A 17,552-nucleotide genomic window follows, 5' to 3' on the forward strand; every position below is an offset into this window, starting at 1 on the left:
CTACCGCGGCGCGCTGATAATTTTCTGCGCTACGGCTAGAGCCGTAGCTCGAAACAGGCGTTTGATGGCATGAGGGGTGCCGGACGCCCACAAACACAATACGAGGGAGTACAGATGAAAACATTCGCAAAACTGGCCGTGGTGACCGCATTGAGCCTGTGCAGCAGCCTGGCGCTGGCCGCCGGCGCCGGTGGTACCTGGAAAACCATCGATGACGAAACCAAGCAGGCCAAGGCACTGGTGGAAATCACCGAAGCCGCCAACGGCGAGCTGACTGGCAAGATCATCAAACTGTTTGCTAACCCGGATGCCGTGTGCGACAAGTGCGAAGGCGCACTGAAAGGCAAGCCGGTAGTGGGCATGACCATTCTTACCGGCCTGAAAAAAGACGGCGATGACTGGGAAGGCGGCAAGATCCTGGACCCGAAATCGGGCAAGGTCTACAGCGCCAAAGCCAAGCTGACCGACGGCGGCAAGAAGCTGGAAGTGCGTGGCTTCCTGGGCGTCGCCCTGCTGGGCCGTACCCAGACCTGGGAACGCCAGTAAGCGCGCTGCGCACCCTTAGCCTGCCGGCTTGCTAGCCGCCGGGCAGTTATCGAAGCGGGATGGCTTGTGCCATCCCGTTTTGCATTGGGTACAATCGCAGCATGAACGCTACCGTCGACATCGCCAGCCAGCCCATTGTGGCCGCTGCCGCCACCGCCAAGAGGCTGGAAAAGCTGGGTCTGACCCGCCGTTTCGACCTGGTGCTGCACCTGCCACTGCGCTACGAGGACGAAACCCACCTCTACCCCATCCAGCAGGCGCCTTACGGGCAGGCGGTGCTGGTAGAGGGCGAAGTGACTAATTGCGAGGTACAGTTCCGCCCGCGCCGCCAGCTGGTGGCGCAGATCGAAGACAAAAGCGGCAAGCTGGTGTTGCGCTTCATCCATTTCTACCCCAACACCCAGCAGGCGCTGGCCAAGGGCCGCCGTGTGCGCGCGCTGGGCGAGGTGCGGCGCGGCTTCTTTGGCGACGAGATGGTGCACCCCAAGCTGCGCGAGGTGCTAGAGGGCGACCCGCTGGCCGACAGCCTGACCCCGGTCTACCCCACGGTTAACGGCCTGTCGCAGCCGGTACTGCGCCGCCTGATCCATGCCGAATTGAAAGCGCAGCCGATACCGGAAACCCTGCCCGACGAGGTGCGCCGCGGCCTGGGGCTGATGCCGCTGGCCGACGCGGTACACCTGCTGCACCGGCCGGGGCCGGAGTATTCCGCCACCCAGCTCACCGATGGCAACCTGCCGGCCTGGCAGCGGCTGAAGTTTGACGAGCTGCTGGCGCAGCAGCTGTCTATGCGGCTGGCCTACCGCGCGCGGCGCGAGGGCAGTGCGCCGGTGATCCAAGGTGACGGTAGCCTGCGTGTGCAGCTTGCGGCCAACCTGCCGTTTGCCCTGACCGGCGCGCAGCAAAAAGTATTAGGCGAGATCGTGGCCGACTTGGCGCAGCCGCACCCGATGAACCGTTTGTTGCAAGGCGACGTGGGCAGCGGCAAGACCATTGTGGCTGCCATGGCCGCGCTGGCGGCGATCGAGGCGGGGTTTCAGGTGGCGCTGATGGCGCCTACCGAGATCCTGGCCGAGCAACATTACGTGAAGTTGGCCGCATGGCTGGCACCGCTGGGCATCGAGGTGGCTTGGCTCTCCGGCAGCCTGCGCAAGAAAGCGCGGGGCGAGATGGCCGCCAAAATCGCCAGCGGCGAAGCGCGGCTGGCGGTGGGCACCCACGCGCTGTTCCAGGACGACGTGGCCTTTGAGCGGCTGGGCTTGGTGATTGTCGATGAACAGCACCGTTTTGGCGTCGGCCAGCGCCTGGCATTGCAGCAGAAAGGCGCCGAGCCGCACCAGCTGATGATGTCGGCCACGCCGATACCGCGCACGCTGGCCATGAGCTTCTACGCCGACCTGGACGTATCGGTGATCGACGAGCTACCGCCGGGGCGTACGCCTATCGTCACCAAGCTCATCAGCGCCGAGCGCCGCGACGAGGTGGTGCGCTTTGTCGACAAGGCCTGCCGCGAGGGCAACCAGGTGTACTGGGTGTGCCCGCTGATCGAAGAGTCGGAAACCCTGCAGCTGCAAACGGCAGTGGATACCCACGTGGTGCTGCAGCAAGACCTGCCGCAGTGGGGCGTAGGCTTGGTCCATGGCCGCATGAAGGCCGCCGAGAAGGCCGAGGTGATGGGGCAGTTCATCCGCAATGAACTGCAATTACTGGTAGCAACCACGGTGATCGAGGTGGGTGTGGATGTGCCCAACGCCAGCCTGATGGTGATCGAACACGCCGAGCGCATGGGCCTGGCGCAGCTGCACCAGTTGCGCGGCCGGGTAGGGCGTGGTGCGGCCAAGTCCACCTGTGTGCTGCTGTTTGATGCGCCGCTGTCGGAGCTGGCCAAGGCACGGCTGAAGGTGATCTACGAAAACACCGACGGTTTCGAGATTGCCCGTCAGGATTTGAATATCCGCGGCCCCGGCGAGTTTCTGGGCGCGCGCCAGAGCGGCCTGCCCATGCTGCGTTTTGCCGATCTGGAAGCCGATATCGAGCTGCTGGAAGCCGCGCGCGAGCTGGCGCCGCAGCTGCTGCAACGTTGGCCGCAATACGCGCAGGCGCACCTTAACCGCTGGCTGGCGGGGCGGGCACATTTCCTGAAAGCCTAGCGCAGCAGGCGGCCAAGCTGGCCGCTGTGCGGGCATGAAAAAAGGCTGCCGGTTGGCAGCCTTTTGCATGGTGCTAGCGGGTGTTATACGAACAGCTTCACACCAAAGTAGTACAGGGTAATGGCCAGGCCCATGCTTACCGGCAGGGTCAGCACCCAGGTGGTCAGGATGGTCTTCACGGTGCTCATTTGCACACCGGAGCGGTTCACCAGCATGGTACCGGCTACCGCGCTGGACAGAATCTGCGTGGTGGACACCGGTGCGCCGATGGCGCTGGCCAGACCGATGGAAACTGCCGACATGGTCTGTGCTGCCATACCTTGGGCGTAGGTCATGTCCTGTTTGCCGATTTTGGCGCCCACGGTGTTGACTACGCGTTTCCAGCCCACCATGGTACCCATACCGATGGCCAGTGCTACCGCAACAATCACCCAGGTCGGGGCGTATTCGGTGGTGGCGGACAGGTCTTTCTGGATGCCTTTGAGCTGTTTCTGGTCTACTTCGTTGATGCCGGCAACCTTGCCGATTTTCTTGGCCGCATCGCCCAAGCAGATCAGCTGGGTACGTACGTTCCAGCGCTTGTCTTCCGGCAGCTGCTGGAAGGACTTGGCATCGCCAATGGCAGACAATAGTTCGCCGGTTTCTTCGATGACTTTGGAAACGTCACACTTGTGCGAGTTGCTGGCCGGGTATTTGGCATCGATGATGGTCTGGTTGCGCTGGTACAGTTCTTTCAGCTGTACGGCGGCAATCTTGGTGTGCTCGATCTGGATAGGCTCGGCGTCCAGGTTCACCACAAAGTGGGCCGGGGCCAGGGCGATCAGTACCAGCATCACCAGGCCAACGCCTTTCTGGCCGTCGTTGGAACCGTGGGTAAAGCTCATGCCCATGGACGACACGATCAGCATGAAGCGGGCCCAGAATGGCGGGTGCTTGCGGCCTTCGATCTGCTGGCGCTGGAACGGCGATTTGTGGATGTTGGACAGCGGGCGCAGCTTCAGCAGGGTAAACAGCATCAAGCCAGCCAGGCCGGCGCCGAACAGTGGCGACATGAACAGCGACACGAATACGTCGATGGCCTTGCTCCAGTTGATGCCGTTGGCCAGCGAGTCGCCGGTAATCAGCGCATTGCCTACACCAACGCCCAGGATGGCACCGATCAGGGTGTGCGAGCTGGACGCCGGAATGCCGAAGTACCAGGTGCCCAGGTTCCACAGAATGGCGGACGTCAGCAGGGCAAATACCATCACCATGCCTTGGGCAGAGTTGATGTTCAGCAGCAGATCGGTCGGGATCAGGTTAACAATGGCGTAGGCTACAGCCAGACCACCAAAGAACACCCCCAGGAAGTTGAACAGACCGGACAGCATCACGGCGGTCTGCGGTTTCATGGACTGGGTGTAGATAACGGTTGCTACCGCGTTGGCGGTATCGTGAAAACCGTTGATGAATTCAAAAGCCAGGACAAAGGCCACCGAGAGAACCAGGGTGACTGCCAGCGTAGTGTCGAGCCCCGAGAGGAGTTCCAGCATGATGATGTGCAGTGCGTTATCAGAAAGGCGGGATTCTTGGGCTTTGAAGATGACACGTCAAGGGTTTGTAATAATCTTTTTTAGCCTTATCAAAAACCTATCAAAATTGTCATGGCGGGCTTGACAAAGGCGTATTTATTTTTGCTGTATATGCATGATTTTAAAAAGAAAAAAAGCCCTTCGGCACAGGCCGTAAGGGCTTTGTAATAAAACAGTAATAATCAGCCAAATTTGCCGGTGATGTAGTCTTCTGTTTCCTTGCGCTTCGGTGCGGTGAAGATGCCGTCGGTTTCACCAAACTCTACCAGCTCGCCCAGGTACATGTAGGCGGTGTAGTCGGACACACGCGCAGCCTGCTGCATATTGTGGGTCACGATGGCAATGGTGTAGTCCTGTTTCAGCTCGTGAATCAGTTCTTCGATGTGGCCGGTAGAGATCGGGTCCAGGGCCGAGGTCGGTTCGTCCAGCAGCAGTACTTCAGGGCGGGTGGCCACAGCGCGTGCGATACACAGGCGCTGCTGCTGGCCGCCGGACAGCGAATTACCGCTTTGCTTGAGCTTGTCTTTTACCTCGTTCCACAGCGCAGCCTTGCGCAGCGCCCATTCCACGCGGTCGTCCATTTCAGCTTTGGACAGGCTTTCGTACAGCTTCACGCCAAAGGTGATGTTGTCGTAGATGGACATCGGGAACGGCGTAGGCTTCTGGAACACCATGCCTACCTTGGCGCGCAGCATGTTCACATCCACGCTCTTGGCCAGCAGGTTTTGCGAATCCAGGAGGATCTCGCCTTCGGCACTCATGCCCGGGTACAGCTCGAACATGCGGTTGAAGGTGCGCAGCAAGGTGGACTTGCCGCAGCCGGACGGGCCGATGAAGGCGGTAACCTGGCCTGCGGGGATATCCAGATTGATGTTCTTCAGCGCGTGGAATTTGCCGTAGTAAAAGTTCAGGTTTTTGACCTGGAGCTTGATGGCGTTAGTAGTCATGGTCGTCAAGCCTTAATGAGTAGAGTTGTTTTTGCTGGCAAACCAGCGGGCCAGAATATTCAGAGTAAGAACGCTGAAGGTAATCAGCAGGGCGCCGGCCCAGGCCAGTGCGTGCCAGTCTTCGTACGGGCTCATGGCAAACTGGAAGATCACGATCGGCAGGTTGGCCATTGGCTGGTTCATATTGCTCCAGAACTGGTTGTTCAGGGCCGTGAACAGCAGTGGCGCGGTTTCACCGGAAATACGTGCTACCGCCAGCAGGATGCCGGTGATCACCCCGGCCTTGGCTGCACGCAGCGTCACGAACATGATGACTTTCCACTGTGGTGCACCCAGCGCAATAGCCGCTTCACGCAGGCTGTTGGGTACCAAGCGCAGCATGTTCTCGGTGGTGCGCACCACTACCGGAATCACCAGTAGCGCCAGTGCCATGGATCCAGCCCAGCCCGAGAAGTGCCCCACGCTAACGACATAGACTTCGTATACAAACAGGCCGATCACGATGGACGGGGCCGACAGCAGAATGTCGTTGATAAAGCGTGTGGCCGGTGCCAGCCAGCCGCGCTCGCCGTACTCTGCCAGGTAAACACCTGCCAGGATGCCGATAGGCGTGCCGAACAGGATGCCAAAGAAGGTCATCTGCAGCGAGCCGGCAATGGCGTTGGCCAAGCCGCCTGCCGAGCCCGGCGGCGGGGTGATCTGGGTAAAGACGTCGGCGGACAAGCCGGACAGACCGTGTTGCAGCAGTGTCCAGAGAATCCAGAACAGCCAGAACAGGCCAAAGCCCATCGCCAGGGTTGCTGCCAGCATGTTGAAGCCGTTTACCAGGCGACGACGGGCATAGATGGCGTTATTGCGTTGTGTAGACTGTGACATAACCTTGATCGCTTTCTCGGAGCCGATAGCTTGGCTGGTGCTCATGGCAATGCTCCGATCAGGAAGAGCGGCCTTCCTGCTTTTTCAGCTGCAGCAACAGCAGCTTGGAGCAGGACAGCACGACAAAGGTAATAAAGAACAGGATCAGACCCAGCTGGATCAGCGAGGACAGATACAGTTCACCGTTCGCCTCGGCAAACTCGTTCGCCAGGGTAGAGGCAATCGAGTTGCCAGCTTCAAACAGGCCGGTAGCGAAAATGGACGAGTTACCGATAACAAAGGTGACCGCCATGGTTTCACCCAGGGCGCGACCCAGGCCCAGCATGATGCCGCCAACCACACCGGTTTTGGTGTAGGGCAGTACCACGTAGCGGACCACTTCCCAGGTAGTGCCGCCCAGGCCGTAGGCGGACTCTTTCAGCATCGGCGGCACCACTTCAAACACGTCGCGCATGACCGAGGCAATGAACGGAATCACCATGATGGCCAGAATCAGGCCTGCGGTGAAAATGCCGATACCCATGGGCGCACCCTGGAACAGGAAGCCCACCACGGGCAGGTCGCCCATGTTTTCCAGGATCCACGGCTGCACGTGTTCGCCAAACAGCGGGGCAAACACAAACAGGCCCCACATGCCGTAAATGATGGAAGGAATACCTGCCAGCAATTCCACCGCAATACCCAGCGGACGTTTCAGCATGGGCGGGCAAAGTTCGGTCAGGAAGATGGCAATGCCAAAGCTGATGGGTACGCCAATCAGCAGGGCGATAAACGAGGTGATCAGTGTGCCGAAGATAGGTACTACAGCACCAAACTGTTCGGTAACCGGGTCCCACTCGCTACTGGTGAGAAAACCCCAGCCGAAGTGGCGAATGCTCGGCATGGCGCCGATCAGCAGCGAAATCAGGATGCCGATGAGCATGGCCAGCACAAGGAAGGCAAAGAAGCGGGTTGCCACCCGGAAGACCGAGTCAAGCAGCATCTGGCGTTTCAGATGAGCTGAGTACTGATTATTTTCCATGGGAAATCTCTAAGCGCTTGCAGACAAAAAGCCGGGAACGGGTCCCCGGCCTGCGTTGCTTGATGCCTGTGGGCATTATTTCCAGATCGGGGCGCCGGAGGCGTCAGTGATCTGTTTCCAGCTATTGCGAATGGTTGTCTTCACATTAGCCGGCATTGGTACGTAGTCCAGCTGGTTAGCTGTGGCGTCACCGTTGGTGTAAGCCCAGTCGAAGAACTTCAGTGCTTCCTGGCCTTGCACCGGTTTGTCCTGTTTCTTGTGCATCAGGATGAAGGTGGCGCCAGACAGCGGCCAAGTGTCTTTGCCTGGCTGGTTGGTCAGAATCAGGTAGAAGCCTGGTGCCTTGGCCCAGTCAGCGTTGGCCGCAGCCGCCTTGAAGGTGCTGTCATCCGGGTTGACGTAGGCACCGGAGGCGTTCTGCATCTGGGTATGGGCAATCTTGTTCTGCTTGGCGTAAGCGTATTCAACGTAGCCGATCGCACCCTTGATGCGGGTTACATAGTTGGCCACACCTTCGTTACCTTTACCGCCCACACCGACAGTCCACTTCACTGCGGAGTTTGCGCCGATGGTGCTGTTCCATTCTGGCGATACTTTGGACAGGTAGTTGGTGAAGATAAAGGTCGTGCCGGAGCCGTCAGAGCGGCGTACCACAGTAATTTTCTGGTCTGGCAGCTTGACGCCCGGGTTCAGCTTGGCGATGGCAGCATCGTTCCAGTTAGCGACTTTGCCAAGATAAATGTCAGCCAGCAGCGGGCCGGTCATTTTTAGTTGGCCAGCGCTCACGCCTGGCACGTTGATTACCGGTACCACGCCACCAATAACGGTCGGGAACTGGGTCAGGCCGGCTTTATCCAGTTCTTCCGGTTTCAGCGGCATGTCGGAGGCGCCGAAATCGACGGTTTTGGACTGGATTTGTTTAATACCACCACCAGAGCCGATGGACTGGTAGTTCATGTTGTTGTTGGTCTTGGCTTTGTAAGCTTCTGCCCATTTGGCGTACAGCGGGTACGGGAAGGTTGCGCCGGCGCCAGTGATATCTGCCGCAAACGCGTGGCCTGCTACAAAACCGGAAAAAGCCAGAGTGGCGACCAGGCGGGTAGTGTGTTTCATTGCGTGCTCCAAAGTTTAACGGCGTGTTTCGATGGAGTGCATCGTAATGCTTGGTGATTTCAGAAATATTACAGTTCGTCACATTGCAGCCGGTGGGGTTGGCGCGGGTATAATCCGCCCATTCTTAATGGTTCACCTAGAGGCAGGGCGCAATGGATAGCAAGCTGGTAATTGGCAACTGGAAGATGAACGGGCGGACTGCGGCCAACCAGGCCTTGGTGGCCGGCATGCTGGCGGATGCCGACATCAATCGTGCCGGTGTGGGTATTGCTGCGCCTGACATCTATCTTTCACAGCTGGCAACTATGCTGCAGGGCAGCCAGATGGCCGTGGCAGCGCAAGACGCCAGCCGTTTTGCTGCTGATGGTGCATTTACCGGCGAGACCAGTGCCGCCATGCTGGCCGATATTGGCTGTCGCTACGTATTGGTAGGTCATTCCGAGCGTCGCCAGTACTTTGCAGAGGATAATGCGGTATTGTCTGCCAAGCTGCAGTCTGTCGTGGCCGCCGGCATGGTGCCGGTATTGTGCGTGGGCGAAACACTGGCGCAGCGTGAAGCAGGCCAGGTTGAAGTAGTGATTGGCCAACAACTCGAAGCACTAGCTGCTATAAAAGGACAGCACTACGTCGTAGCGTACGAGCCAGTCTGGGCGATTGGCACAGGCAAGGTCGCAACTATCGAACAAATAGACGAAGTGCATAAGCAGATCCTGGATGTCGTGTTGCAATGCTATGGTGCGTCTGATAGTATTCGCGTCCTCTACGGCGGAAGCGTAAAGGCAGACAATGCCGACGCAATCCTGTCGCTGGCAAGTGTCGGTGGCGCCTTGGTTGGTGGTGCGTCCCTCGAGGTTAACGGATTTGGCAAGATTTGCCAGGCTGCTAAAAAGTTGATATAGTATGGAACTCTTGAATACGTTTGCACTTGTCGCGCTGCTGGTTTCTGCGCTGGCAATTATTGTCCTTGTCTTGATGCAGCATGGCAAGGGGGCTGATATGGGAGCTGCTTTTGGTAGCGGCTCTTCGGGAAGCCTATTTGGTGCAAGTGGTTCCGCTAATTTCCTGAGCAGGGCAACCGCCGTGTCGGCTGCTGTGTTCTTTTCGATGTTGATGTTGATTAGTTACTTGCACGTCGCAAATGATAGCAAGCTTGGCGTAATGGACTCGGCAATCGAAAAAGCGACATCGCAAATCCCGGGCGGTGCTGCTAAGGGTAATGCCTCCGGCGTGATTCCGGAATAAAAGTTAAAATTGTGCCGACATGGTGAAATTGGTAGACACGCTATCTTGAGGGGGTAGTGGCCGTAGGCTGTGTGAGTTCGAGTCTCACTGTCGGCACCACATTCAAAAAACAGGCCGCCGGGATTCCGGTGGCCTGTTTTGTTTGGAGTCAAGGAGGTCTGTCCTCCTTTCTTTTAGGGGTGTGCGGGAAATGCTGCAAAATTACTTTCCCATTCTGTTGTTTGTCGTCGTCGGCCTCTTGGTCGGGGTAGGTCCGCTGGTTCTGGGCTGGTTGCTCGCTCCTAACAGACCTGATCCTGAGAAACTGTCTCCTTACGAGTGCGGTTTTGAAGCCTTCGAAGACGCACGAATGAAGTTTGATGTCAGGTATTACCTGATAGCCATTCTTTTTATCCTTTTCGATCTCGAGGTCGCATTTCTGGTTCCTTGGGCGGTCGTATTTAAGGAATTGGGCGTGTACGGCTTTGGCGTCATGCTGGAATTCCTGACCGTTCTGACACTTGGCTTTATTTACATGTGGAAAAAAGGAGCGCTGGAATGGGAGTAGAAGGCATTCTCGAAAAGGGTTTTGTCACTACCACTGCTGACAAGCTGATCAACTGGACGCGTACCGGCTCGCTGTGGCCGATGACGTTCGGCCTGGCCTGTTGTGCCGTAGAGATGATGCACGCAGGTGCAGCCCGCTACGACCTGGACCGCTTCGGTATCGTGTTCCGACCAAGCCCGCGTCAGTCTGACCTGATGATTGTGGCTGGTACCCTGTGCAACAAGATGGCACCCGCCTTGCGCAAGGTTTACGACCAGATGGCCGAGCCGCGCTGGGTAATCTCCATGGGTTCCTGTGCCAACGGTGGTGGCTACTACCACTATTCTTATTCTGTCGTGCGCGGCTGCGACCGCATCGTGCCGGTAGATGTCTATGTTCCAGGCTGTCCTCCTACTGCAGAAGCCCTGCTGTACGGCATCATTCAGCTGCAGAACAAGATCAAGCGTACCAACACCATCGCCCGCTGAGGTAAAACCATGTCATTGAAAATGGAAGAGCTCAAGTCGGCGGTTGAACAGGTGCTCGGCGACAAGCTGGTTAGCGCCAAAATCGCGCTGGACGAGCTAACGATTGTCTGTAAATCCGCTGATACGCTCTCTGTGATGACTTCGCTGCGTGACAACGCTGCGCTGTCGTTTGAGCAGTGCATCGACATCTGCGGTATGGACTACAGCACCTATAAAGACGAGCCACAAGATGGCCCGCGCTTTGCCGTTGTCTACCACCTGCTTTCCCTGACGCATAACACCCGCATCCGTGTGCGCATTTTTGCCGAGGACGACAGCTTCCCTGTTGTGCCTAGCGTGAATGACATCTGGTCTGCGGCCAACTGGTTCGAGCGCGAAGCATTCGACCTGTTCGGTATCGTTTTCGAAGGCCATCCGGACCTGCGCCGCCTGCTGACCGACTACGGTTTTGTCGGCCACCCGTTCCGCAAGGATTTCCCGGTGTCTGGTCATGTGGAAATGCGCTATGACGCAGCCCAGCAGCGAGTCATCTACCAGCCTGTAACCATCGAGCCGCGCGAAATTACGCCGCGTATCGTCCGCGAGGAGAACTACGGTGGCTGAAATCCGTAACTACACGCTGAACTTTGGTCCACAGCACCCGGCCGCGCACGGTGTTTTGCGTCTGGTTCTGGAGCTGGATGGTGAAGTGGTACAGCGTGCCGACCCGCATATCGGCCTGCTGCATCGCGGCACCGAGAAGCTGGCGGAAAGCAAGACTTTCATCCAGTCCCTGCCATACATGGACCGTCTGGACTACGTGTCCATGATGTGTAACGAGCACGCTTACTGCCTGGCCATCGAAAAGCTGATGGGCATCGAAGTACCGGAGCGTGCGCAGTACATCCGTGTGATGTTTGCCGAAATCACCCGTGTGCTGAACCACTTGCTGTGGATCGGTGCACACTCCATCGATATCGGCGCCATGACCATGTTCCTGTACGCTTTCCGCGAGCGTGAGGACCTGATGGACTGCTACGAGGCCGTATCGGGTGCCCGCCTGCACGCAGCGTACTTCCGCCCGGGTGGTGTGTATCGCGACCTGCCGGACAGCATGCCACAGTACAAGGCTTCCAAGATCCGCAATGCCAAAGAAATCGCGCGCCTGAACGCAACCCGTGCCGGCACCATGCTCGATTTCATCGAAGACTTCACCCAGCGCTTCCCGGCTTGTATCGATGATTACGAAACCCTGCTGACAGATAACCGTATCTGGAAACAGCGTACCGTAAACATCGGTATCGTTACCCCTGAGCGCGCCAAGAACCTGGGCATGACCGGCCCGATGCTGCGTGGCTCCGGTATCGCTTGGGATCTGCGCAAGACCCAGCCGTACGATGTATACGACCGTATGGACTTCGACGTGCCGGTTGGCGTAACAGGCGACTGCTACGACCGCTATCTGGTGCGCGTGGAAGAAATGCGCCAGTCCAACCGCATCATCGCGCAGTGCGTGCAATGGCTGAAAGCCAACCCGGGTCCGGTGATTACCGATAACCACAAGGTGGCACCGCCTAGCCGTGAAGGCATGAAGTCGAATATGGAAGAGCTGATCCATCACTTCAAGCTGTTCACCGAAGGCATGCACGTACCGGAAGGCGAAGCTTACGCTGCGGTAGAGCATCCAAAAGGCGAGTTCGGTATCTATCTGGTGTCCGATGGCGCGAACAAGCCATACCGCCTGAAGATTCGTGCCCCTGGCTATGCCCACCTGGCCAGCCTGGATGAAATGTCGCGTGGCCATATGATTGCCGACGTGGTGGCCATCATTGGTACTCAGGATATCGTGTTTGGGGAGATTGACCGCTGATGTTATCCGCAGAATCGCTAGCCAAGATTGATCGCGAACTGGCCAAGTACCCAGCCGATCAATTCCGTTCCGCGGCCATGTCGGCGCTGCGCATTGCGCTGACCGAACGTCGTGAAACGGGGGCAACGCCAGAAGAGCGTTGCCTGAATGCAGACGTGATCGAGTTCGTGGCCAACTACATCGGCATTCCGCCGGTAGCGGCCTACGAAGTGGCCACGTTCTACAACATGTACGACATGAAGCCGGTAGGCAAGTACAAGATCACGGTCTGTACCAACCTGCCATGCGCGCTGCAAGGCGGCGTGAATGCTGCCCAGTACATCTCCGGCAAGCTGGGTATCGCCCTGGGCGAAACCAGTGCCGACGGCAAGTACACCTTGCTGGAAGGGGAGTGCATGGGTGCTTGTGGTGATGCACCGGTACTGCTGCTGAACAACCACAAGATGTGCAGCTTCATGACCCCTGAAGCCATCGATAAAAAACTGGCGGAGTTGGAATAATGGCAGTCTTCGTCAATGGTGTGATTTTCGAGGGGGTGGATACCCACGCCCCGGATTGCTGGCGCATCGATGCCTATATGGCTCGTGGCGGCTACCAGGCGCTGAAAAAGATCCTGGAAGCCAATATGCCGCAGGAAGACGTGATTGCCGAGGTGAAAAACTCCGGCCTTCGCGGTCGCGGCGGCGCTGGTTTCCCTACCGGTCTGAAGTGGAGCTTCATGCCGCGTTCCTTCCCGGGTGACAAGTACGTCGTCTGCAATACAGATGAGGGCGAACCGGGCACCTTCAAGGACCGCGACATCTTGCTGTACAACCCGCACGCGCTGATCGAAGGCATGATCATCGCCGGCTACGCCATGGGTTGCAAAGCCGGTTACAACTACATTCACGGTGAAATCTTCGAAGCTTACGAGCTGTTCGAAGAGGCGCTGGACGAAGCACGCAAGGCCGGCTTCCTGGGTGAAAAAATCCTGGGTACCGACTTCAGCTTCGACCTGTTCGCCCACCACGGCTACGGTGCCTATATCTGTGGCGAGGAAACCGCGCTGCTCGAATCGCTGGAAGGCAAAAAAGGCCAGCCGCGCTTCAAGCCGCCATTCCCGGCCAGCTTCGGCCTGTACGGCAAACCCACCACCATCAACAACACCGAATCGTTTGCGTCGGTGCCGTTCATCATTCGCGACGGCGGCCAGAAATTCCTGGAAGCCGGCAAGCCGAATAACGGTGGTACCAAGCTGTTCTCGATCTCCGGCCATGTCAATCGTCCGGGTAACTACGAGATTCCGCTGGGCACCCCGTTTGCCACCTTGCTGGAAATGGCGGGCGGCATGAAAGACGGCAAGAAGCTGAAAGCGGTCATCCCGGGTGGTTCGTCTGCTCCGGTTCTGCCTGGCGACGTGATGATGGGCCTGACCATGGATTACGACAGCATCTCCAAAGCCGGCTCCATGCTGGGTTCGGGTGCCGTAATCGTGATGAACGAAGATGTCTGCATGGTAAAAGCGCTGGAGCGTCTGGCTTACTTCTACCATGAAGAATCTTGCGGCCAGTGCACGCCGTGCCGCGAAGGCACCGGCTGGCTGTACAAGGTCATCCATCGCATTGCCAACGGCGAAGGCCGCCCAGGCGATCTTGAGTTGCTGGACTCGGTAGGCAACAACATGGCTGGTCGCACCATCTGCGCCCTGGCCGATGCCGCTGTGTTCCCGGTTCGTAGCTTCACCAAACACTTCCGCAATGAGTTCGAGTACCTCATCGAGCACAAGAAGTCTTTGGTGGATCACAAATGGTGTTGAGCGATGCTTGAAATCGAAATCGACGGTAAAAAACTGACAGTCAACCAGGGCAGCACCATTATTGATGCCGCCCATACTGCCGGTACCTACATCCCTCACTTCTGCTACCACAAGAAGCTGTCCATTGCGGCCAACTGCCGCATGTGCCTGGTAGAAGTGGAGAAAGCACCGAAGCCGCTGCCGGCCTGCGCCACGCCGGTAACAGATGGCATGAAAGTGCACACTGCGTCCCCGCTGGCCAAAAAGGCCCAGCAAGGCGTAATGGAATTCCTGCTGATCAACCACCCGCTGGATTGCCCTATCTGCGACCAGGGCGGTGAGTGCCAGCTGCAAGATCTGGCCGTGGGCTACGGTAATTCCGGCTCCCGTTACCAGGAAGAAAAGCGTGTTGTGGTAGGCAAAGACATGGGCCCGCTGGTTTCCGCCGAGGAAATGAGCCGCTGCATTCATTGCACCCGCTGCGTACGCTTCACCGACGAAATCGGTGGCTTCCAGGAAATCGGTATGGCTAACCGTAGCGAATTCTCGGAAATCATGCCGTACCTGGGCAAAACCGTGAATTCGGAAATCTCCGGTAACGTGATCGACCTGTGCCCGGTGGGCGCGCTCACTTCCAAGCCGTTCCGTTACAGCACCCGTGCCTGGGAGCTGTCGCGTCGCAAGTCGGTGAGCCCGCACGACGGCCTGGGTGCCAACCTGATCGTGCAGGTCAAACAGAACGAAGTCATGCGCGTTCTGCCACTGGAAAACGAAGCCATCAACGAATGCTGGCTGGCCGACCGTGACCGCTTCTCCTACGAAGGCCTGAACAGCGCCGAGCGTCTGCACAAGCCGATGATCAAGTTCGACGGCAAGTGGCACGAAACCGACTGGCAGACTGCGCTGGAATACGTAGTGAAAGGCCTGAACGGCGTATCTGCCGACCATGGCAAAGACGCTATCGGCTTCCTGACCAGCCCGCACAGCACCACCGAAGAGCTGTATCTGGCCCAGAAACTGGCCCGCAGCTTCGGCGTAAACAACATCGACGCCGCCCTGCGCCGTAGCGACAGCCGCGTAGCAGCCGCCCAGCAAGGTGCACTGTGGCTGGGCTCCTCCATCACCGAGTTGGCCGCGGCCAAGTCGCTGCTGGTAGTGGGTTCCTCGCAGCGCCAGGAACAGCCGCTGCTGGCTTCCCGTATTCGCCAATCGGTGAAAAAGGGTACCCAGCTGAACGTGATTCACGTTGCCGACGACGAGCTGTTTACCACGCTGAATGCCAAGCTGATCGTTTCCCCGGCTGCGCTGGTGAATGGTCTGGCCCAGGTACTGAAGGCTGCCGTGTCGATCAAGGGTGCGGAAAGTGCGCTGGATCTGTCTGCGGCCAACGTGGGCGAGCAGGCGCAAGCCATCGCCGCCAGCCTGTGCGCAACTGATAACGCCGCCATCATCCTGGGTAACGTAGCGCAACACCACCCGGCGTTCTCTGAGCTGCTGTCGCTGGCGCAAGAACTGTCCCGCGTGACTGGCGCACGTTTCGGTATTACTGCCGAAGCCGCCAACAGCGTAGGTGCCGACGTAGCGGGCGCGAACCCGGCACGTGGCCCTATGGGTGCTGCCGTGACGGCCGGCCTGTCCGCTGCCGCCATGCTGGCTGCCCCGCGCAAGGCTTACTTCCTGCTGAACGCCGAAGTGGAAGCCGATACCTATAACGGCCAGCAAGCCGTTGCTGCCATGAAACAGGCTGCCACCGTGATTGCGCTGACTGCTTATAAAGGTGCCGGTCTGCTGGACTACGCCGACGTACTGCTGCCGGTAGCGCCGTTCTCCGAAACTGCCGGCTCTTTCGTGAACATGGAAGGCAAGCTGCAGAGCTTCAACGGTGTGGTGCGCCCGCAAGGTGAAGCGCGTCCGGGGTGGAAGGTGCTGCGCGTGCTGGGCAATATGCTGAGCCTGGACGGCTTCGAGCAAAACTCCGCCGAAGACGTACGCGCTGAGCTGCTGGCCAAGGGTGACATCGCCGCCAAGCTGAATAATGCACTGGCTACCACTGCGGCCAACGTGGCTGCACCGGCTGCTGCCGGCCTGGTACGTGTGGGTGAGGTACCGCTGTACCACGCCGACCCGATCTGCCGCCGTGCACCGTCCCTGCAGCAAACCGAAGCCGCCGCTACTCCGGTAGTGCGCGTTAGCCCTGTCGATGCCGCCCGTCTGGGCCTGAACGACGGTGACGCCGTTGTGGTAGAGCAGGGTGGTGCCTCGGTAAGCCTGCAAGTACGTGCCGACAAGGCGCTGGCTGAAGGAGTGGTACGCGTTGCTGCGGCTCATCCTGCTACCCAGGCGCTGGCTGGCATGTTCGAACCGATTCAGATCAAGCGAGGTTAATCCATGGAACTTCTGCAAAGTTTGCTGGGTAGCGAGGCCGGTATGGCAGTGTGGACACTGCTGAAAATCCTGGCCATTGTTGCCCCGCTGATGATTGGTGTGGCCTACCTGACGCTCGCAGAGCGCAAGGTGATCGGCTACATGCAGATCCGTATCGGCCCCAACCGCGTCGGCCCGAAAGGGCTGCTGCAGCCACTGGCTGACGGTGTGAAACTGCTGATGAAGGAAATCATCCTGCCGACCCAGTCGAGCAAGGGTCTTTTCCTGCTGGCTCCGGTGCTGTCCATCATGCCGGCGCTGGCTGCCTGGGCGGTGATCCCGTTCAACGACACCATGGTGCTGGCTAACATCAACGCCTCGCTGCTGTACATCATGGCCATTACGTCCATGGGCGTGTATGGCGTGATCGTGGCCGGCTGGGCGGGTAACTCCAAGTACTCCTTCCTGGGTGCGCTGCGCTCTTCGGCTCAGATCGTGTCCTACGAACTGGCCATGGGCTTTGCGCTGGTAGGTGTACTGATGGTGTCCAGCAGCCTGAACCTGGTGGATATCGTGAACCAGCAAGGCCAGGGCATTGCCGGTGGCTCGATCTTCTCCTGGAACTGGCTGCCGCTGTTCCCGCTGTTCATCGTGTACCTGGTATCCGGTGTAGCAGAAACCAACCGTGCCCCGTTTGACGTGGCCGAGGGTGAGTCCGAGATCGTGGCCGGTTTCCACGTGGAATACTCCGGTATGGCTTTCGCCATCTTCTTCCTGGCCGAATACGCCAACATGATCCTGGTGGCAGCACTGACTTCCATCATGTTCCTGGGTGGCTGGCTGTCGCCGTTCCCGGCAAGCTGGGGCGCACTGGGTGCATCCAGCATTGTCTGGCTGCTGGTGAAGATGTCCGCGGTACTGTTCTGCTTCCTGTGGTTCCGTGCAACGTTCCCGCGTTATCGCTATGACCAGATCATGCGTCTGGGCTGGAAAGTGTTTATTCCGGTAACGCTGGTGTCGATTCTGGTTCTGGGCCTGTGGATGCTGAGTCCGCTGTCGCTCTGGAAGTGATGGAGCTTAAAGCA

Annotated in this window: 17 protein-coding genes and 1 tRNA gene; 13 read left to right on the top strand and 5 right to left on the bottom strand. The window is 58.4% G+C overall.

Annotated elements, in window-relative coordinates; all coding sequences use genetic code 11:
- The first annotated feature begins 114 nt into the window (after window positions 1-114).
- Together LCH97_RS15390 and recG are read left to right on the top strand one after the other, a co-directional pair.
- Window positions 115-546 (top strand): DUF2147 domain-containing protein, encoded by a 432-nt coding sequence (locus LCH97_RS15390; protein WP_227302453.1) that lies wholly within the window; start codon window positions 115-117, stop codon window positions 544-546.
- A gap of 101 nt (window positions 547-647) precedes the next feature.
- Window positions 648-2,696 carry an ATP-dependent DNA helicase RecG gene (gene recG, locus LCH97_RS15395; RefSeq protein WP_227302454.1) on the top strand — a complete coding sequence of 683 codons (2,049 nt, stop codon included), beginning with the start codon at window positions 648-650 and terminating at the stop codon, window positions 2,694-2,696.
- An 83-nt stretch (window positions 2,697-2,779) separates the two neighbouring features.
- Here the strand turns inward: recG and LCH97_RS15400 are convergent, their stop codons facing one another.
- The 5 genes from LCH97_RS15400 to pstS all read right to left on the bottom strand — a co-directional run bounded on the left by LCH97_RS15400 (window position 2,780) and on the right by pstS (window position 8,224).
- The gene (locus tag LCH97_RS15400; protein WP_227302455.1) at window positions 2,780-4,228 is read right to left on the bottom strand and encodes an inorganic phosphate transporter; all 1,449 of its coding nucleotides are present in this window, start codon (window positions 4,226-4,228) and stop codon (window positions 2,780-2,782) included.
- A 221-nt stretch (window positions 4,229-4,449) separates the two neighbouring features.
- A complete protein-coding gene (gene pstB / locus LCH97_RS15405; RefSeq protein ID WP_227302456.1) occupies window positions 4,450-5,214 on the bottom strand; it encodes a phosphate ABC transporter ATP-binding protein PstB in 765 nt (254 codons plus the stop codon).
- Window positions 5,215-5,226: 12 nt separating this feature from the next.
- Window positions 5,227-6,090, bottom strand: a complete 864-nt coding sequence (gene pstA / locus LCH97_RS15410) for a phosphate ABC transporter permease PstA (RefSeq protein WP_227305388.1) — start codon at window positions 6,088-6,090, stop codon at window positions 5,227-5,229.
- Between the two features lie 58 nt (window positions 6,091-6,148).
- Complete coding sequence (gene pstC, locus LCH97_RS15415; RefSeq protein WP_227302457.1) at window positions 6,149-7,111, bottom strand: phosphate ABC transporter permease subunit PstC; 963 nt, start codon at window positions 7,109-7,111, stop codon at window positions 6,149-6,151.
- A 75-nt stretch (window positions 7,112-7,186) separates the two neighbouring features.
- Window positions 7,187-8,224, bottom strand: a complete 1,038-nt coding sequence (gene pstS / locus LCH97_RS15420; protein WP_227302458.1) for a phosphate ABC transporter substrate-binding protein PstS — start codon at window positions 8,222-8,224, stop codon at window positions 7,187-7,189.
- Window positions 8,225-8,376: 152 nt separating this feature from the next.
- On the opposite strand from pstS, the gene tpiA reads away from it, so the two are divergent.
- The 11 genes from tpiA to nuoH all read left to right on the top strand — a co-directional run bounded on the left by tpiA (window position 8,377) and on the right by nuoH (window position 17,538).
- Window positions 8,377-9,123: a triose-phosphate isomerase gene (gene tpiA / locus LCH97_RS15425; protein ID WP_227302459.1), complete on the top strand. Its 747-nt coding sequence runs from the start codon at window positions 8,377-8,379 to the stop codon at window positions 9,121-9,123.
- 1 nt (window position 9,124) lies between these two features.
- On the top strand, window positions 9,125-9,466 hold the full coding sequence (gene secG, locus LCH97_RS15430; protein WP_227302460.1) for a preprotein translocase subunit SecG: 342 nt from the start codon (window positions 9,125-9,127) through the stop codon (window positions 9,464-9,466).
- A gap of 13 nt (window positions 9,467-9,479) precedes the next feature.
- Window positions 9,480-9,565: transfer RNA gene (locus LCH97_RS15435), tRNA-Leu, on the top strand.
- Between the two features lie 91 nt (window positions 9,566-9,656).
- Window positions 9,657-10,013, top strand: coding sequence for an NADH-quinone oxidoreductase subunit A (gene ndhC, locus LCH97_RS15440; RefSeq protein WP_017509631.1), 357 nt, complete (start codon window positions 9,657-9,659; stop codon window positions 10,011-10,013).
- The gene (locus LCH97_RS15445; RefSeq protein ID WP_017509630.1) at window positions 10,004-10,480 is read left to right on the top strand and encodes an NADH-quinone oxidoreductase subunit B family protein; all 477 of its coding nucleotides are present in this window, start codon (window positions 10,004-10,006) and stop codon (window positions 10,478-10,480) included. Before ndhC ends, LCH97_RS15445 begins: the two co-directional genes overlap by 10 nt.
- A 9-nt stretch (window positions 10,481-10,489) precedes the next feature.
- Complete coding sequence (locus LCH97_RS15450; RefSeq protein WP_026108089.1) at window positions 10,490-11,083, top strand: NADH-quinone oxidoreductase subunit C; 594 nt, start codon at window positions 10,490-10,492, stop codon at window positions 11,081-11,083.
- Window positions 11,076-12,329: an NADH-quinone oxidoreductase subunit D gene (locus LCH97_RS15455; RefSeq protein ID WP_017509628.1), complete on the top strand. Its 1,254-nt coding sequence runs from the start codon at window positions 11,076-11,078 to the stop codon at window positions 12,327-12,329. The genes LCH97_RS15450 and LCH97_RS15455 overlap by 8 nt, the downstream gene beginning before the upstream one ends.
- A complete protein-coding gene (gene nuoE / locus LCH97_RS15460; RefSeq protein ID WP_017509627.1) occupies window positions 12,329-12,829 on the top strand; it encodes an NADH-quinone oxidoreductase subunit NuoE in 501 nt (166 codons plus the stop codon). The genes LCH97_RS15455 and nuoE overlap by 1 nt, the downstream gene beginning before the upstream one ends.
- Window positions 12,829-14,124 (top strand): NADH-quinone oxidoreductase subunit NuoF, encoded by a 1,296-nt coding sequence (gene nuoF, locus LCH97_RS15465; RefSeq protein ID WP_017509626.1) that lies wholly within the window; start codon window positions 12,829-12,831, stop codon window positions 14,122-14,124. The genes nuoE and nuoF overlap by 1 nt, the downstream gene beginning before the upstream one ends.
- Before the next feature lie 3 nt (window positions 14,125-14,127).
- Window positions 14,128-16,488: an NADH-quinone oxidoreductase subunit NuoG gene (gene nuoG / locus LCH97_RS15470; RefSeq protein WP_227302461.1), complete on the top strand. Its 2,361-nt coding sequence runs from the start codon at window positions 14,128-14,130 to the stop codon at window positions 16,486-16,488.
- Window positions 16,489-16,491: 3 nt separating this feature from the next.
- Entirely contained in the window at window positions 16,492-17,538 is a 1,047-nt protein-coding gene (gene nuoH, locus LCH97_RS15475) for an NADH-quinone oxidoreductase subunit NuoH (RefSeq protein ID WP_227302462.1), read from the top strand.
- Window positions 17,539-17,552: the final 14 nt, after the last annotated feature.

This window comes from Vogesella sp. XCS3 (assembly GCF_020616155.1).
Classification (GTDB): domain Bacteria; phylum Pseudomonadota; class Gammaproteobacteria; order Burkholderiales; family Chromobacteriaceae; genus Vogesella.

What these genes read in the sequence shown, in the direction of transcription:
- ndhC (WP_017509631.1), top strand. Translation starts at nt 9,657, where the DNA reads ATGCTGCAAAATTACTTTCCCATTCTGTTGTTTGTCGTCGTCGGCCTC.
- LCH97_RS15450 (WP_026108089.1), top strand. Translation starts at nt 10,490, where the DNA reads ATGTCATTGAAAATGGAAGAGCTCAAGTCGGCGGTTGAACAGGTGCTC.
- pstB (WP_227302456.1), bottom strand. Translation starts at nt 5,214, where the DNA reads ATGACTACTAACGCCATCAAGCTCCAGGTCAAAAACCTGAACTTTTAC.
- pstS (WP_227302458.1), bottom strand. Translation starts at nt 8,224, where the DNA reads ATGAAACACACTACCCGCCTGGTCGCCACTCTGGCTTTTTCCGGTTTT.
- nuoH (WP_227302462.1), top strand. Translation starts at nt 16,492, where the DNA reads ATGGAACTTCTGCAAAGTTTGCTGGGTAGCGAGGCCGGTATGGCAGTG.
- LCH97_RS15390 (WP_227302453.1), top strand. Translation starts at nt 115, where the DNA reads ATGAAAACATTCGCAAAACTGGCCGTGGTGACCGCATTGAGCCTGTGC.
- nuoE (WP_017509627.1), top strand. Translation starts at nt 12,329, where the DNA reads ATGTTATCCGCAGAATCGCTAGCCAAGATTGATCGCGAACTGGCCAAG.
- nuoG (WP_227302461.1), top strand. Translation starts at nt 14,128, where the DNA reads ATGCTTGAAATCGAAATCGACGGTAAAAAACTGACAGTCAACCAGGGC.
- secG (WP_227302460.1), top strand. Translation starts at nt 9,125, where the DNA reads ATGGAACTCTTGAATACGTTTGCACTTGTCGCGCTGCTGGTTTCTGCG.
- LCH97_RS15445 (WP_017509630.1), top strand. Translation starts at nt 10,004, where the DNA reads ATGGGAGTAGAAGGCATTCTCGAAAAGGGTTTTGTCACTACCACTGCT.
- tpiA (WP_227302459.1), top strand. Translation starts at nt 8,377, where the DNA reads ATGGATAGCAAGCTGGTAATTGGCAACTGGAAGATGAACGGGCGGACT.
- nuoF (WP_017509626.1), top strand. Translation starts at nt 12,829, where the DNA reads ATGGCAGTCTTCGTCAATGGTGTGATTTTCGAGGGGGTGGATACCCAC.
- pstA (WP_227305388.1), bottom strand. Translation starts at nt 6,090, where the DNA reads ATGTCACAGTCTACACAACGCAATAACGCCATCTATGCCCGTCGTCGC.
- LCH97_RS15400 (WP_227302455.1), bottom strand. Translation starts at nt 4,228, where the DNA reads ATGCTGGAACTCCTCTCGGGGCTCGACACTACGCTGGCAGTCACCCTG.
- pstC (WP_227302457.1), bottom strand. Translation starts at nt 7,111, where the DNA reads ATGGAAAATAATCAGTACTCAGCTCATCTGAAACGCCAGATGCTGCTT.
- recG (WP_227302454.1), top strand. Translation starts at nt 648, where the DNA reads ATGAACGCTACCGTCGACATCGCCAGCCAGCCCATTGTGGCCGCTGCC.